This window comes from Roseovarius faecimaris, assembly GCF_009762325.1.
GTDB lineage: Bacteria > Pseudomonadota > Alphaproteobacteria > Rhodobacterales > Rhodobacteraceae > Roseovarius > Roseovarius faecimaris.
In genome coordinates, this window is record NZ_CP034348.1 from 824,622 (window position 1) to 840,309 (window position 15,688).

16 protein-coding genes are annotated in these 15,688 nt (G+C 63.9%); 13 read left to right on the plus strand and 3 right to left on the minus strand.

The window, feature by feature from the left end; all coding sequences use genetic code 11:
• The first annotated feature begins 176 nt into the window (after positions 1-176).
• The 9 genes from coxB (at position 177) to EI983_RS04425 (ending at position 7,714) form a co-directional block, all read left to right on the plus strand.
• Complete coding sequence (coxB, locus tag EI983_RS04390) at positions 177-1,019, plus strand: cytochrome c oxidase subunit II (RefSeq protein WP_157706187.1); 843 nt, start codon at positions 177-179, stop codon at positions 1,017-1,019.
• Between the two features lie 84 nt (positions 1,020-1,103).
• Positions 1,104-2,045 carry a heme o synthase gene (gene cyoE, locus EI983_RS04395; RefSeq protein WP_157706188.1) on the plus strand — a complete coding sequence of 314 codons (942 nt, stop codon included), beginning with the start codon at positions 1,104-1,106 and terminating at the stop codon, positions 2,043-2,045.
• 1 nt (position 2,046) lies between these two features.
• Positions 2,047-2,205 carry a hypothetical protein gene (locus EI983_RS19205; protein ID WP_198389377.1) on the plus strand — a complete coding sequence of 53 codons (159 nt, stop codon included), beginning with the start codon at positions 2,047-2,049 and terminating at the stop codon, positions 2,203-2,205.
• A 2-nt stretch (positions 2,206-2,207) separates the two neighbouring features.
• Positions 2,208-2,789, plus strand: a complete 582-nt coding sequence (locus tag EI983_RS04400; RefSeq protein WP_157708976.1) for a cytochrome c oxidase assembly protein — start codon at positions 2,208-2,210, stop codon at positions 2,787-2,789.
• Positions 2,790-2,815: 26 nt separating this feature from the next.
• Complete coding sequence (locus tag EI983_RS04405) at positions 2,816-3,616, plus strand: cytochrome c oxidase subunit 3 (protein WP_157706189.1); 801 nt, start codon at positions 2,816-2,818, stop codon at positions 3,614-3,616.
• A 184-nt stretch (positions 3,617-3,800) separates the two neighbouring features.
• Positions 3,801-4,481: an SURF1 family protein gene (locus EI983_RS04410; protein ID WP_157706190.1), complete on the plus strand. Its 681-nt coding sequence runs from the start codon at positions 3,801-3,803 to the stop codon at positions 4,479-4,481.
• A gap of 1 nt (position 4,482) precedes the next feature.
• On the plus strand, positions 4,483-5,871 hold the full coding sequence (thrC, locus tag EI983_RS04415) for a threonine synthase (protein WP_157706191.1): 1,389 nt from the start codon (positions 4,483-4,485) through the stop codon (positions 5,869-5,871).
• On the plus strand, positions 5,868-7,130 hold the full coding sequence (locus tag EI983_RS04420; RefSeq protein ID WP_157706192.1) for a M16 family metallopeptidase: 1,263 nt from the start codon (positions 5,868-5,870) through the stop codon (positions 7,128-7,130). Before thrC ends, EI983_RS04420 begins: the two co-directional genes overlap by 4 nt.
• Positions 7,130-7,714, plus strand: a complete 585-nt coding sequence (locus EI983_RS04425; protein WP_157706193.1) for a GNAT family N-acetyltransferase — start codon at positions 7,130-7,132, stop codon at positions 7,712-7,714. The genes EI983_RS04420 and EI983_RS04425 overlap by 1 nt, the downstream gene beginning before the upstream one ends.
• 142 nt (positions 7,715-7,856) lie before the next feature.
• On the opposite strand, the gene EI983_RS04430 is transcribed toward EI983_RS04425, so the two are convergent.
• Positions 7,857-8,642 (minus strand): helix-turn-helix domain-containing protein, encoded by a 786-nt coding sequence (locus EI983_RS04430; protein WP_157706194.1) that lies wholly within the window; start codon positions 8,640-8,642, stop codon positions 7,857-7,859.
• A gap of 123 nt (positions 8,643-8,765) precedes the next feature.
• On the opposite strand from EI983_RS04430, the gene EI983_RS04435 reads away from it, so the two are divergent.
• Together EI983_RS04435 and EI983_RS04440 are read left to right on the plus strand one after the other, a co-directional pair.
• Complete coding sequence (locus EI983_RS04435; protein WP_157706195.1) at positions 8,766-9,701, plus strand: SRPBCC family protein; 936 nt, start codon at positions 8,766-8,768, stop codon at positions 9,699-9,701.
• A gap of 47 nt (positions 9,702-9,748) precedes the next feature.
• Positions 9,749-10,573, plus strand: coding sequence for an MBL fold metallo-hydrolase (locus EI983_RS04440; protein ID WP_157706196.1), 825 nt, complete (start codon positions 9,749-9,751; stop codon positions 10,571-10,573).
• Here the strand turns inward: EI983_RS04440 and EI983_RS04445 are convergent, their stop codons facing one another.
• Positions 10,574-11,332 (minus strand): maleate cis-trans isomerase family protein, encoded by a 759-nt coding sequence (locus EI983_RS04445; protein ID WP_246162279.1) that lies wholly within the window; start codon positions 11,330-11,332, stop codon positions 10,574-10,576.
• Positions 11,333-11,432: 100 nt separating this feature from the next.
• Here EI983_RS04445 and EI983_RS04450 point away from each other — a divergent pair, with 100 nt between their 5' ends.
• Both EI983_RS04450 and EI983_RS04455 read left to right on the plus strand, forming a co-directional pair.
• Positions 11,433-12,851 (plus strand): FAD-binding oxidoreductase, encoded by a 1,419-nt coding sequence (locus EI983_RS04450; protein WP_157706197.1) that lies wholly within the window; start codon positions 11,433-11,435, stop codon positions 12,849-12,851.
• A 65-nt stretch (positions 12,852-12,916) separates the two neighbouring features.
• Positions 12,917-14,572 (plus strand): thiamine pyrophosphate-dependent enzyme, encoded by a 1,656-nt coding sequence (locus EI983_RS04455; protein WP_157706198.1) that lies wholly within the window; start codon positions 12,917-12,919, stop codon positions 14,570-14,572.
• Here EI983_RS04455 and EI983_RS04460 read toward each other — a convergent pair.
• Positions 14,555-15,688, minus strand: coding sequence for a serine hydrolase (locus EI983_RS04460; protein ID WP_157706199.1), 1,134 nt, complete (start codon positions 15,686-15,688; stop codon positions 14,555-14,557). The two genes, EI983_RS04455 and EI983_RS04460, sit on opposite strands and share 18 nt — an antisense overlap.

Consider the following 15,688-nt stretch of genomic DNA (forward strand, 5'->3'; position numbering starts at 1 on the left):
GCGGCAAGGGCCGAAATTTGATCTGAATCAAAAAAAGTGGCCGTTTGCCGCAGGTGTCATTCTTGTCTGCGGGCTCAGAATATGATTTTAACCGGCAGTGACAAGCAAGGGATTCCTGCCAGTGTGCCGGGTGGCTTGCGACAAAAGACATAAACGCGAACCGATCAGGGTGACATATGCGACGTTTTTCCAGCCTTCTGGCCGCTCTGGCCACAGTGACCGCTCTTCCCGCCATGGCGCAGGACGGGCTTGAAATTATCGGCAAGCCGAGCGATGGCGGCCTGGGCTTCCAGCCCGCTGCGACGGAACTGGCGCGCGACATCCAGTGGCTTGACGGCATGATCCTGATCATCATCACCGCGATCACGCTTTTTGTCTGTGCGCTGCTGGCGATCTGCATCCTGCGCTTCAACCGCAAGGCCAATCCGAACTCGGCCTCCTTCACGCATAATTCGCCGCTCGAAGTGGCCTGGACGGTGATCCCGATCGTCATCCTGATCTTCATCGGCGCGTTCTCTCTTCCGGTGCTGTTCAAGCAGCAGGAGATCCCGGAAGGCGAGATCAATATCAAGGTGACGGGCTATCAGTGGTACTGGGGCTATGAATATACGGACCACGAGTTCGAGTTCGAAAGCTTCATGCTCGACCGCGCCTCGCTCGAAGAATACGGCTACACCCAGGCCGAATACCTGCTCGCCACCGACACCGCCGTTGTGGTGCCGGTTGACAAGGTGGTCGTGATGACCGTGACCGGGGCCGACGTGATCCATTCCTGGACCATTCCCGCCTTCGGCGTGAAACAGGATGCCGTACCGGGCCGCCTGGCTCAGCTGTGGTTCAAGGCTGAGAAGGAAGGCGTCTATTTCGGTCAGTGTTCTGAGCTTTGCGGCAAGGACCACGCCTATATGCCGATCACGGTCAAGGTCGTCAGCCAGGAAGCCTATGATGCGTGGCTGGACGGTGCCATCGAGGAATATGCCGGCACACCGCGCAGCGTGGATGTGGCCCTGGCCGAGTAACCTGTTCCCGGGGGCGTCTATGCGCGCCCCCGCCTTCCGACCCGTAGGGTGCGTGATTTCACGCACCATTCCCCGGAGACCTGCATGAGCGATGCAAGCCTGAATAACACCCAGACGCAGACCGGCGACGCCGGATTTGGCGATTTCTTCGCCCTGCTGAAACCGCGGGTGATGTCGCTTGTGGTCTTCACCGCGCTCGTCGGCCTTCTGGCCGCTCCTGTCGGGATTCATCCGATGGTGGGTTTTACCGCCATCCTGTTCATCGCCATAGGCGGGGGCGCGTCAGGCGCGCTCAACATGTGGTGGGAAGCCGATATCGACCGGATCATGAAGCGCACGCGCAAGCGGCCGATCCCGTCGGGCCGGATCACCGAGGACGAGGCGTTCGGCTTTGGCATGGCGCTGGCGGGGATTTCGGTCGTTATGCTGTGGCTGGCCACCAACTGGGTTGCCGCGGCCCTGCTCGCCTTCACCATCTTCTTCTACGTGGTTATCTATACCATGTGGCTCAAGCGCTGGACGCCGCAGAACATTGTGATCGGCGGTGCTGCGGGCGCGTTTCCTCCGATGATCGGCTGGGCCGCGGCCACGGGCACGGTGAGCATCGAAAGCATCCTGATGTTCGCGCTGATCTTCATGTGGACGCCGCCGCATTTCTGGGCGCTGTGCCTGTTTGTGAAATCCGACTATGATGCGGCCGGTGTGCCGATGCTGACCGCCACCCATGGCCGCCGCGCCACGCGGGTGCATATCCTTGTCTACACCCTGCTTCTGGCCCCGCTGGCCCTCGGGGCCGCCTTCACAGGCATTGGCGGGCCGGTCTACCTGACTGTCGCGGTCCTCTGCAACGCGATCTTCCTGAAAGGCGCCTACGACATCTGGCGGCGCAGCGAAGAGGTGGCGGAGGCCGACAATTACAAGGTCGAGAAGAAGGTATTCCGATTCTCGCTTTACTATCTCTTTGCGCATTTCACCGCGATCCTGGCCGAGTCGGCGCTGGCCGGCTACGGGCTCGGAGGCTGGTGAGATGAGCCTGAGCAAACAACATGAGCTGCACAAACGCCGCTTCAGCCGCAATCTGGGGTTGGGTTTAGTGCTGGCCGCATTCGTGGCGCTGGTCTTTGGCCTGACCGTCGCGAAAGTTTCGAACGAGGACTTCGCTATACCGACCCAGGGAGATCAATGACGATGGCGATGGATCCGAAACAGAAAACCGTTCTGAAACTGGTGGGCGTGGGTGTGACCATGGGCGCGCTGGCCTGGGCCTCGGTGCCGTTTTACGACTGGTTCTGCCGGGTGACCGGCTTTGGCGGCGAACCGGGCGTGGCCTCTGCCGCACCGGGCGAGATCCTCGATCAGACCATTACCGTACGCTTTGACGCCTCCAAGGAGCGCGGCATGCCCTGGGACTTCAAGCCCATGGCCCGCGAGATGGAGATCCGCATCGGAGAGACGGGCCTGGCCTTCTATGAGGCCTATAACCCCACCGACCGGCCGATCGCGGGCTCGGCCAGCTATAACGTGGCACCCTATGAGGCGGGCGGGTTCTTCACCAAGATCGACTGCTTCTGCTTCGAAGAGCAGGTGCTGCAGCCCGGGGAGCGCGTCGAGATGCCCGTGACCTTCTACGTGGATCCGGAGATCGTGAGCGACCGTGAGGGTCAGTACATCCACACGATCACCTTGGGGTATACCTTCTACGAAATCGACCTGCCCGAGGCGCAAGCCGCCCTTGTGCAGGACGCCACTGCTGATACAACAACAAACTAAGCCTTTTGAACGAGGGAACCGAACAGATGGCACATGAAAAGAACCACGATTATCACATCCTGAACCCCTCTGTCTGGCCTCTGCTGGGCGCTCTGGCGGGGTTTGTCATGCTCTTCGGGGCGGTGCTCTTCTTCCACGATCACGGGCCCTGGGTCCTGCTGATGGGCGTGGTGGGTGTGCTTTACGTCATGTTCGGCTGGTGGTCGGACGTGGTGGCCGAAAGCAGCCAGGGCGATCACACGCCGGTGGTGCGGATCGGCCTGCGCTATGGCTTCATCATGTTCATCATGTCCGAGGTGATGTTCTTCGCCGCTTGGTTCTGGAGCTTCTTCAAGCACGCCATGTATCCGATGGGCGAGATGTCCCCGATCAAGGACGGCGTCTGGCCGCCCGTTGGCATCGAAACCTTCGACCCCTGGCACCTGCCGCTGATCAACACGCTGATCCTGCTCTGCTCGGGCTGTGCCGCCACCTGGGCGCACCACGCGCTTGTTCATGACAACAACCGTCAGGACCTCAAGCGTGGCCTGATCCTTGCCATTGTGCTGGGCGCGATCTTCACCGTCATGCAGGCCTATGAATATAGCCACGCGGGCTTTGGCTTCTCCGGCAACATCTACGGCGCCAACTTCTTCATGGCGACGGGCTTCCACGGGGCGCATGTGATCATCGGGACGATCTTCCTCTTCGTCTGCCTGATGCGGGCCTATCGCGGGCATTTCACGCCTGAGAAACACGTCGGTTTCGAAGCGGCGGCCTGGTACTGGCACTTCGTTGACGTGGTCTGGCTGTTCCTCTTTGCCGCGGTCTATATCTGGGGCTCCTAAAAGCGGAACAGGAAAGGTTGGGTTCCCCCCCGCCCGACACATGATCTGAAGGGTGTGCCGCATCGGCGCACCCTTTTTTCATGCTCCCCCGGTGGCTTCTGTGCGCGCGTGCGCGCAATCACCTTGTTCACCGCTGCGGGCTTGGTATAGAAGCGCTGTTTCTGTTTCGGACCCAAGGGGTTTCATGCGCCGTCTTCTGATACCTGTGATGTTTGGCCTGCTGGGGGTGGGCGTCCTGCTGTGGCTGGGCACCTGGCAGGTGCAGCGGCTGGCGTGGAAAGAGGGCGTACTGGCCGAAATCGAGGCGCGCATCGCCGCCGCCCCCGTGGCGCTGCCCGCAAACCCTGACCCCGAACGCGACCAATACCTGTCTGTGCGCCTGTCGGGCACACTTTCGCCCGAGACATTGCGGGTGCTGGTCAGCCGCAAGCAGATCGGCGCGGGCTACCGGCTGATCTCTGCCCTGGACACCGGTGAGCGCCGTGTACTGGTGGATCGCGGCTTTGTCCGCGTGGGTGAGAATATACCCGACGCCCCGACATCAGAGTTCACCGTCACCGGCAATCTCAACTGGCCCGATGACCGAAACAGCTCCACACCGGATAATGACGTGGCCGGTAACACCTGGTTTGCCCGCGACATCGCCCAGATGGCCGAGGTGCTCGACACGCAACCGGTTCTGGTCATCGCGCGCGAAATGTCTCCCGCAGACCCCGGCGTGACGTCTTTGCCGGTAGACACGAGCGCTATTCCCAACGATCACCTGTCCTATGCGATCACCTGGTACTCGCTTGCCGCGATCTGGGCGATCATGACCCTTTACTTCCTGTGGCGCCAGCGCGCGCCCCGACCCAAGGCCCGATGACATGCAATATATCTCGACCCGTGGCGACGCCCCTGTACTGAGCTTTGAGGCGGCCATGCTCACTGGCCTCGCCCGCGATGGCGGGCTCTACCTGCCCGAGAGCATCCCGCCGATGCTGAGCGCCGATATCGCGGCGCTGCACGGACAGAGCTATGATGAGGTGGCCTTTCGCGTGATGCGCCCCTTCATTGGCGATACGTTCACCGATGACGAGTTCCGCGAGATCATTGCGCGCGCCTATGAAGGCTTCGGCCATGCCGCGCGTGCGCCCCTCGTGCAGCTTGACCAGGGGCATTTCCTGCTGGAGCTGTTCCACGGCCCGACGCTGGCCTTCAAGGATTTCGCGATGCAGCTGATCGGCCAGCTTTTCGAGGCCTCGCTCAAGCGCAATGGGCAACGGGTCTGCATCGTGGGGGCGACCTCGGGCGATACCGGCTCGGCCGCCATCGAGGCGTTCCGTGGTCTGGACGCGGTGGATGTCTTCATCCTCTACCCGCATGAGCGCGTCTCGGAAGTGCAGCGCCGCCAGATGACCACGCCGTCCGAAAGCAATGTGCATGCGCTTGCCGTCACCGGGCATTTCGACGATTGCCAGGCGCGGGTGAAGGATATGTTCAACGATTTCGAGTTCCGCGATGCCGTGGGGCTTGCCGGTGTGAACTCGATCAACTGGGCGCGGGTGCTGGCGCAGGTGGTCTATTACTTCACCTCCGCCGTGGCGCTTGGCGCGCCGCACCGCAAGGTCAGCTTCACCGTGCCCACCGGCAATTTCGGGGACATCTTCGCCGGCTATATCGCCAAGCAGATGGGCCTGCCGATTGACCGGCTCATCGTGGCAACGAACCAGAACGATATCCTGCACCGCTGCCTCACGACCTCGGATTACACACCCGATGGGGTGATCCCCTCGATCAGCCCGTCGATGGATATCCAGGTCAGCTCCAATTTCGAACGCGCGCTCTATTATGCCTATGATCAGGATGGCAGCGCCGTGGCACAGCTCATGGACGAGCTTCGGCAGGGCGGCTTCTCGGTCAGCCAGGGCGCTTTGCAGGCGCTGCGCGAAAGCTTTGACAGCGGCCGCGCATCGGAGGAGGAGACCTCGGCCACCATCGCGAGACTGTCTGAAAAGACAGGCGAGCTTCTCTGCCCGCATTCCGCTGTCGGAGTGCATGTGGCCGAAACCCACCGCGACCCGGCCGTGCCGATGATCACGCTGGCCACGGCACACCCGGCCAAATTCCCAGCGGCGGTCGAGGCGGCGAGCGGACAACATCCCCCCTTGCCGGAACGCATGTCGGACCTGTATGAGCGGGCCGAACGCGTCACCCGGGTCGAAAACGACCTTGGCGCCATCGAGGACATCATCAGAGAGCGGACCGGCCATTGACAGTAAACCTGACCACGCTGCCGAACGGCTTTCGCATCGTCACCGAACATATGCCAAGCCTGCAATCGGCGGCGATTGGCGTCTGGGTGCTTGCCGGTGCGCGCCATGAAGAAGCGGCGCAGAACGGCATCGCGCATTTCCTTGAGCATATGGCCTTCAAGGGCACGACCACGCGCAGCGCCTTGCAGATCGCCGAAGCCATCGAGGATGTGGGCGGCTACATCAACGCCTATACCAGCCGCGAGGTCACGGCCTATTACGCCCGTGTACTGGAAGAGGACGTGCCACTGGCGCTGGATGTGGTGGCCGATATCCTGCGCAATCCCGTCTTTGACGCGCGCGAGATCGAGGTCGAGCGCGGCGTGATCCTGCAGGAGATCGGTCAGGCGCTCGACACCCCCGACGACATCATCTTCGACTGGCTGCAGGAGAAAGCCTATCCCGATCACCCGCTCGGGCGCACCATCCTGGGTGCCGAAGAGCGCGTGCGCAGCTTTTCACGCGCGGATCTGGATCGTTTTGTCGCTCAGCATTACCAGCCCGGACAGATGATCCTGTCGGCGGCGGGTGCCGTCGATCACGATGCACTGGTGCGCGAGGCAGAGGCGCTTTTTGCCGATATGGCCGCGGCGCCGTATCAGCCGCCCGCGCCCGCCCGCTTTGCCGGGGGCGAGAGCCGTCATATCAAGGCGCTGGAACAAGCGCATTTCGCGCTGGCTTTCGAAAGCCCGGATTACGGCGATCCGATGATTTATGCCGCGCAGATCTACGCCTCGGCGCTGGGTGGTTCCATGTCCTCGCGCCTGTTCCAGGAAATCCGCGAGAAGCGCGGACTGTGTTACACGATCTATGCCCAGGCCGGAGCCTATGCCGATACCGGCATGACCACGATTTACGCGGGCACCGCCGCCGATCAGATGGAAGGGCTGGCGCAGATCACCATCGACGAGATGAAACGCGCCGCCTCGGACATGACACAGTCCGAAGTGGACCGCGCCCGCGCCCAGATGAAGGCAGGTTTGCTGATGGGGCTGGAAAGCCCGTCCAACCGCGCCGAACGGCTGGCGCGGATGCTCCAGATCTGGGGCCGCGTGCCGGAGCTTGACGAGGTGGTCGAGCGGATCGACGCGGTCAGCCTCGCCGATGTCACCACGCTTGCCGAGACGCTGGCGTCCCGGGCCCCTGCCGCCATGGCGCTGTACGGCCCGGTGGAGGGGGCGCCGACGCTGGAGGCTTTGCAGGACAGGCGTGCCGCCTGATGTTCCTGCCGCGCCGCAAGATACGGATCGAGACCGAACGTCTGACCCTGCGGCAGCCGCATCTGAACGATTTCCGCGACTGGAGCAGCCTGCGCGACATGAGCGCGGAATTCCTCATCCCGTGGGAGCCCCTCTGGGCCTCCGATCACCTGTCGCGCAAGGGCTTTACCAACCGCGTCTACTGGGCGCAGCGGTCGATTGCCAACGGCTCGGCGCTGCCGCTCTTTCTGATCCGGCGCGAGGACAAGGTGCTGGTGGGGGCGATCACGCTCGACAATATCCGGCGCGGCCCGGCCCAGGCGGGCACGTTGGGTTACTGGACCGGACAGCCCTATGTGCGGCAGGGCTACATGCGCGAGGCGATCGACGCGATGGTGCACTACGCCTATAACCGGCTGGACCTGAGCCGGATCGAGGCCGCCTGTCTGCCGGAGAACGAGGCGTCGCGGCGGTTGCTGGAGGGGTGCGGCTTCAAATATGAGGGCGTCGCGCAAAGCTATCTGCAAATCAACGGACGCTGGCGCACGCATGTGCTTTACGCCGCGCTCAGAAATGACCGGCGCGGGCGGACAGAGGTGGGCTAGGGCGTCTCGCGATAACCTTGAGCCGCTCTCTCAAGACAAAACGCATTTGGCGTGCGTCCCTTTGCCAACCTCTGTCACCAAGCCCTGATGGGCCCATCCCGCAACGCGGCTGCGCATCCGGACAGGGCGAGGAGCCGCCCGCTCAGCGACCGAGGGCGCAGAACCATTCGCGGGTCGCTTCATCGGCAGGCAGCAGGGTCTCGATCCGCAGGTCATCCAGGGTTGCATCCATGCTCATCCCCACAGTGGCAATCAGGGAAAACAGGTTCAATTCGGCCCCGTTGATCAGGAATTCGATGGACAGAACCGGCGCGGGATGCTCGCTCGGACGCTCCGCGATCGCCTCCGCAACGCCGGGAAGGTCCTTCAGCTCGGTCAAGAGCGTCTGTCCCTGCTCATCATGGGGCCTGCGCGCGACTTCCAGATCAAGCAGGCGGAACAACGCGCGTGTCACCTCGGGCCAGTTGCGGATGTTGTCCCGCAGCGCGCCGGGTGCAAACACCTCTCGGAGCAGATTGGGCTGCCCCGTGCCACCCGCAATCGCAAAGAAGCGCTGTGCCGTTTCGTTGGCCCGTTGCAGGTTCCAGATACGATCGACCGATACTGCCGGGAACGGCTCATGACCTTTCAGGACATGCTCGATCGACGCCTCTACCGCATGTCTGACGTCGGCGCTCCAGGCCGCGTCGGCGGATTGCGGGGCGAAGCCTGCCGACATCAGCATCATGTCCTGTTCCGCAGCAGGCATGTCGAGCGCCTCGCAGATTTGCCGGATCGCATAGCGGCTCGGCATCGAGCGGCCGGTTTCGAGAAAACTCAGATGGCGTTGCGACATGCCGGCATCCAGCGCGAGGTCAAGCTGGCTGAGACGCCGCCTGTTCCGCCAGGATTTAAGCAACGGGCCGAACGCGTCTTGGGGTCGGTTCATCACGAGTGTCATGCTCCTTTTTCACACCACGCGGCGTTCTGCGCAATGACGTCACAGGTAATTGAGCCGCATCCACAACAGCGGCTTTGATGGCGGCGAAAGCCAACTTGCCAGAGGTGCCCCATGTCACAGTCCACCGCCGCCGCCCGAACCTTTCTCAAGATGAACGGCCTGTTTTCCACGCTCACGGCTCTGCCCCTTCTTTTGGCCGCGGGAATGGTCGCGCCGCTTCTCTTTGCCGATCCCGCCGAATGGGCCGCGATGGGCCTGCGCGGCCTTGGGCTTGGACTGATCGGATTTGCCGGGCTGCTCTTCGCATTGTCGAAATACAAGTATGTCTCACGGGTCATCGTCAACGACATCGTTGTCCTTGACGCGCTTTGGGTCATCGGCAGCATCGTGCTTGTTGTCTTTTTCGGCCGCATCCTGACCACGGATGGCGTCACGGTCGTGGTGGCTGTGGCGGTGGTGGTCGCGGTCTTCGCAACCTCTCAGGCCATCGCCGCGGCCAGAATCGAAACGCCCGTCCCGGTGGCCGATGTGACCTTTCGTGACGGAACGCTCCGGGCCAGTGTCACCCGCACCGTGCGGGCGCCAGCCGAAGCTGTCTGGGAGGTGATGATCGACCATCCGGCCTATGCCGATGTGGCCGACAACCTCTCCAGGGTCGATGTCCTTTCGGGCGACGGGCTGGGAATGATGCGCCGCTGCTACGGTCCCAATGGCGAAAACTGGGAGGAAACATGCGACCTCTTCGAACCCGGGCGCGCCTATGGGTTTCGGGTACATACCGAGGCCGAGAACTACCCGTACCCGTTCGCAGAGCTTTTAGGCCGCTGGTCGGTCGAACCCCACCCCGCAGGGGCCGAATTCAGCATCGAGATCACGGCGGTCTTGAAGGGAAACTCCCTGTCCAGATGGCTGTTCGCGGCGTTCGCCCGGCCTCAGTTCAAGACCATCCTCATCGATCTCGCGGATGGGTGGGCCGCGCGCATGGAGCGCGGCGCGGCGGCCACCTGTGACACGACGGCGGCGTCAGCGGTTGCGGAGCACTGCTGACAATCGGCTGCCCTGCGCTAGATTAGCGTCAAGGGAGGTGCCGAACCATGATCCGTTATGCCGTAATGTGTCTTGCCTGTCTCGTTGCTCTGCCGGTTTTTGCGCAGGATCGCCGCCCCAGTCATTGCATCGCGATTGCCGATGCGGCCCCCGGGCTCAGTTACATTCACAAGGCGGCCTGGACCGATCCGGTCGAGCCGCACACGGTGCGTCTGCGCTACGTGGCACATGCGAGCTTTCTGGTGCAAACCGACGCGGGCCTGAACATCGTCACCGATTTCACCGGCTTTCTGGGCAGCGCGCCGATGATCCCCGATGTGGTCACCATGAACCGCGCCCATTCCACCCATTACACCGAATTTCCCGATCCCGCGATTGCGCACGTCCTGCGGGGCTGGGGCGAGAACGGAGGAGCCGCGGATCATCACCTGGAACTGGGCGAGGTGCTGATCCGCAACGTGCCCACGGATATCCGCGACGGCTTTGGTGGGGCGGTGGAAGACGGCAACTCGATCTTCATATTCGAGGCTGCGGGCCTGTGTATCGGGCATCTGGGGCATCTGCATCATGTGCCCACCGATGAACAATTTGCCGCCATCGGGCGGCTCGATGTGGTCATGGCCCCGGTGGATGGCGGGCTGACCCTGCCGCTGCCCGACATGATCGGCGTGCTGAACCGTCTGAAATCGCGCGTCGTGATCCCGATGCACTGGTTCGCCGATGGTTCGCTCGGGCGCTTTCTGGCGGGGATGGAGGGGGCCTTCGACGTGGTCGTCACCGAGGAAAGCGAGCTGACGGTGTCCTTGCGGACCCTCCCGCGCGAGCCCACGGTGATCGTGCTGCGCCCGGCCTGGCTGCGTGCTGAAGAGTGATCAGTGATCGCGCAGCAGCATGCCGTACCCGTCGATCCTGTCACCGATCCCGGCAAGACGCAGCGTGTCCCAGGCCATCGCCTGATTAGAGGTCACCACCGGTTTGCCGACGCGCTGCTCCAGCGCATCGATCACGTCGATACTGCGCAGCGCTCCGCAGCTGATGAACAGCGCATCGGCATCCGGCGTGTCCACCCCGGCGGCATAGTCGGCAATGAACTCGGGACGGACACGGATCATGTCACTGTCCTTCTCGATATTCAGCCCCTGGATATTGGTGATCTCGAACCCGGCGGCGGTCATGTAGTCGGCCTCGTTCTGGTTGATCTCGTCCAGATAGGGGGTGGCCACGGCGATTTTCGTTGCCCCCAGCACCCTGAGCGCCCGCATCACCCCGGTGATCAGCGTCGTCGCCTTCGCCTTGGGCGCGCCCCTGTTGAGCTCGGTGCAGACCCGTTCCTCACCGATGACCAGGCTGCCCGAGGTACAGGCGTAACAGACCACATCGAGGCTGCCATCAGGCAGCAGCGTGGCTGCCGCCGGGGCCAGATGATCGGCCTGAGCCAGCAGGGTCGCGTTGGTGATACTGTCCGGGATCGGCGCGCGGGTGAAATGCAGCCCGACGCCGGGCGGATAAAGCGTGTTCATATCCGATTCGATGGTCTGCTCCGTCGCAAGAAGGACGAACCCCACCTTGGCGCGATGATGTCGCCCGTTGTCGAAGGCCTGTGACAGGTCAACCGGGTCGCTCTGCATCATTGTCGTTCTCCTCGCCGGGGCATGCGTTCGGACTGTGATCGGCAGAGGCCATCGCCGTCAATAGGCTTTACCATACCTGCGGGCATGATAGGACAAAGGCATGACCCTGAACCCCGCCGACCCGCCCTTTCTGACCGCCCTGCGCGCCGATTTGCCCGAGGCGGCCTTCCGCGCGCCCGAGCCGCGCTATCTGGAAGAGCCGCGCGGGCGCTGGGCCGGGCAGGCGGCCGCCGTGCTGGCCCCGGGCTCGGTCGAGGAGGTCAGCACGATCCTGCGCCACGCCCATGCGGCGCGGGTGCCGGTTGTGCCCTATGGCGGCGGCACCGGGCTGGTCGGCGGGCAGATCAGCGCCGAAGGCCCGACACCGCTCCTTCTGAGCCTGGAACGGATGCGCGCCATCCGCAGCGTCCATCCCGAGGAAAACGTGATGATCGCAGACGCGGGCGTGATCCTGTCGGACCTGCATGAGGCGGCCGAGGCCGCAGGGCGGCTCTTTCCGCTCAGCATCGCCGCCAAGGGCTCGGCCCGGCTGGGCGGGCTTCTGGCCACCAATGCAGGCGGGGTGAATGTGCTGCGCTATGGCAATGCGCGCGATCTTTGCCTGGGGCTAGAGGCGGTGCTGCCCGACGGGCAGATCTGGCACGGGCTCAGACGCCTGCGCAAGGACAACGCAGGCTATGACCTGCGCAATCTGCTGATCGGCTCCGAAGGCACTTTGGGCGTGATCACCGCCGCCAGCCTCAAGCTTCATCCGCAACCCGCGGGCGAAGGCACCGCCCTGATGGTGGTGCCGGACCCGCGCGCAGCGCTCTCTCTGCTGGCCCTCGCCCGGATGCATCTGGGCGAAGGCATCAGCGCCTTCGAGCTTCTGCACCGCGCCGGGCTGGAGTTCCTGGCCGAGACGATGCCGGAGACGCGCCAGCCGTTCGACACCATGCCGGACTGGTTTGTGCTGATTGACATCGGTCTCGCGCGCGGGCTGGACCCCGCTACCGCGCTTGAAACACTGTTTGCCGAGGCGCTGGAAGCCGGGCTGGTCAGCGACGGCATGATTGCCCAGTCCGAGGCGCAGCGGGCCGCGTTCTGGACCGTTCGTGAAACCATCCCCGAGGCCAACCGCCGCATCGGCTCGGTCAGCTCGCATGACGTGTCGTTGCCCCTCGGCGCGATCCCGGATTTCATCGTCAAAGGGGCGGAGGTGCTCGCGGGCATCGGCGATTTCCGGATCAACTGCTTTGGCCATCTGGGGGATGGCAACCTGCATTACAACGTGTTTCCCGTGGCAGGCCGTTCTCGTGCGGACCATCTGGACGATCGGGACCGGATCAAGCGGGCGGTGCATGACCTTGTGCACGAGATGGGCGGCTCGGTGGCCGCCGAACATGGGGTGGGTCGGCTCAAGGTTGAGGATCTGGAGCGCTATGGCGATCCGGCGCATCTGGCGGCGATGCGGGCAATCAAGGCCGCACTTGATCCGGCGGGCATCATGAACCCCGGCGCGGTGCTGCGCGGGCCCTGACCCCATGGACAAGTGATCTGCCCGAAGGCAGTGTGGCCCCAACCGAACCACCAGAGGCCACGCCCATGACTGACACCACCACCCGCGCCGCCGATCACCTCGTCGACCTGCTCGAGGCGCATGGCACAACCCATGTCTTCGGCGTGCCGGGCGAAAGCTATCTGCCGGTGCTCGATGCCTTTCACGGCCGCAACCGCATCCGCTTCATGACCTGTCGGCAAGAGGGCGGGGCGGCGATGGCAGCAGACGCCCATGCGCGGATCACCGGGCGGCCGGGGGTGTGCATGGTCACGCGCGGCCCCGGCGCCACCAATGCCAGTGCCGGGGTGCATGTGGCCTATCAGGACAGCACGCCGCTCATTCTTTTCATCGGTCAGGTGGCGCGCGACATGGTCGAGCGCGAGGCGTTTCAGGAAATCGACTATCGCCGCATGTTCGGACAGATGGCCAAATGGGTGGCCGAGATCGACGATGCATCGCGGCTTCAGGAGTTCATCAGCCGGGCCTACCGCGTGGCCATGTCGGGGCGTCCGGGGCCTGTTGTCCTGGCTCTGCCCGAGGACATGCTTTATGACCGGATCACCCCTCCGCCCGCGCCGCGCCGCGCCGAGGCCCCGCGCTATCTGCCCGCGCCCGAGGGTCTGGAGGGGTTGCGCGCGCGTCTGGCCGGGGCCGAGCGTCCTCTGGTGATGATCGGTGGCGGCGGTTGGACCGAGACAGGCCGGAAGGCTCTGGCGAGGTTTGCCGAAACTCAGGGCCTGCCGGTCACGGTCTCCATGCGCTCGCAGGCTCTGATCGACAACGACCACCCCAACTACGTCGGCCATTTCGCCGTGGCGCGCACGCCCTATCTGGCGGACGCACTTGCGGAGTCGGACCTGATCCTTGCCATCGGTCCGCGCCTGGGCGAGATGACGACCAATGGGTACATGAACCCCGCGCCGCCTGTGCCCGCGCAAAAGCTTGTGCATGTTTTCCCCGCGCCTGAGGAGCCGGGCCGCGTTTACGAACCCGACCTCGCGCTCGCCGCCGATATGCAGAGCTTTTGTGAGGCCGTCGCGGGCTGGGACCCCATCGCGCCTGACCGCTTCGCCCCGCGCCTGGCCGCGCTCAAATCGAAGTTGATCAGCTTCGCTGACCCCGCGACACTGCCCGCTCCGGACCCCCTGGCTAAGATGGTGGCGCATCTCAATGACGTGCTGCTCGAGGATGCGATCGTCACCAACGGGGCAGGGAATTATGCGGGCTGGGTGCACCGCTTCTATCGCTACCGCCGACATGGCTCGTGCCTTGCGCCCACCTCCGGCTCGATGGGCTATGGGCTGCCTGCCGCCGTGGGGGCCGCTGTGGCCGCTCCTGAACGCGAAGTGATCTGCTTTGCCGGCGATGGCTGTTTCATGATGACCTGTCAGGAAATGGCGACCGCTGTGCAGCATGGTCTGCGCCTGACCGTGATCGTGGTGAACAACAACCGATACGGCACCATACGCGCCCATCAGGAGCGCGAATTTCCGGGGCATATTTCGGGCACCGCGCTGACCAACCCGGATTTCGCCGCCTTTGCGCGCAGCTTCGGGGCGGCGGCGGTGCGGGTGGATACATTCGATCAGTTCAGGGACGCTCTGGCCGAGGCGCGCGCCCGGGGAGGCGTGAACCTGATAGAAGTGGCGCAGGACGAAGGCGTGCTGGCCCCCGGCGTGCCGCTACCCCAGCGGGGGTAGAAGCGCCTCCATCGCGGCAATCGTGTCGGCCATGTACTCGGCCGAGAAGGCGGATTCGTTTTCCAGCACGCTGAGATAGGCCACCACCCGGCCCGAGACGGTATCGGCCATCAGGAACTGTCCGCCATAGCCCGAATGCCCGATCCAGCGGCCATCGGTCATCATCTGATCGGCATAGCGGATATGGTCGCGCGGGGCGGGCAGGTGGCGATGGGTACGGCTCAGGGCCGAACGGGTGCGTGCGGTGTCGCCCACGCGGGCCTCCGTCCCTTGCGCGACCCGCACCAGCAGAAGGCCAAAGCGGGCAAGGTCCGTCGCCGTCAGGCAGCCGCCGCCGGAAAATGCGGGCAATCCCTTGCGGCTCAGGCTCATGTGAAAACAACCCTCCACCCCGGCGGCCTCGGCGATCTCTTCCAGCATGCCGGGCAGCGCTCCGGGACAGAGCCGGTCACAGATCACCGTCAGAAGGTCCGTATTGGCCGAGGAATAGCGGATAGTGTCCCCGGGATTGCGCAGATCATCGCCCGTGATCCCGCAGAGAAAGGACAGCATCGTCGGCTCCTCGCGGCCCGGCTCGGGCAGGCGAAACCCAAGCGCTTCTTCCTCGGCATAGACCTCGGCGTAAGGGTCGTCGTAATCCTCCGAGAAGTGATTGATCACATTCATATCCAGCACGTCCTGAACCTGCGCACCGCGAAAGCCGCTGCCGATCTCGGGCACGTACCGCTCAACCATGTGAGCCGGGTCGAGCCGCCCTTCGGCGATCAGACGGCTGGCAATGAGATGCATGGTCAGCTTGCTGATCGACTGGATCGAATGCGGCTGATCGGCTGGGAAATCCGCCGCATGACGGGCCAGCAGCAGCCTGCCGCCCTCCGCCACCACCAGCGCCGAAAATTCGGCCCGCCCGGTCAACATCGCCACCTCGTTCCGCGCGGCCAGTGCAGCGTCTTCTGCCTCCTCCAGCACCACCTGTTCCGCCGCCCGGAGGCTCAGCGCCCGGCGAAACATCCGGTGCGCATTGTGAAACCCGTGCCGGCGTGTCGCCGGCTGGTTCCAGCGGGGTTTGTTGCCGCTGCTCACGTGAAGGTCGGCATTGCGGCGGGTCTCGGGCAT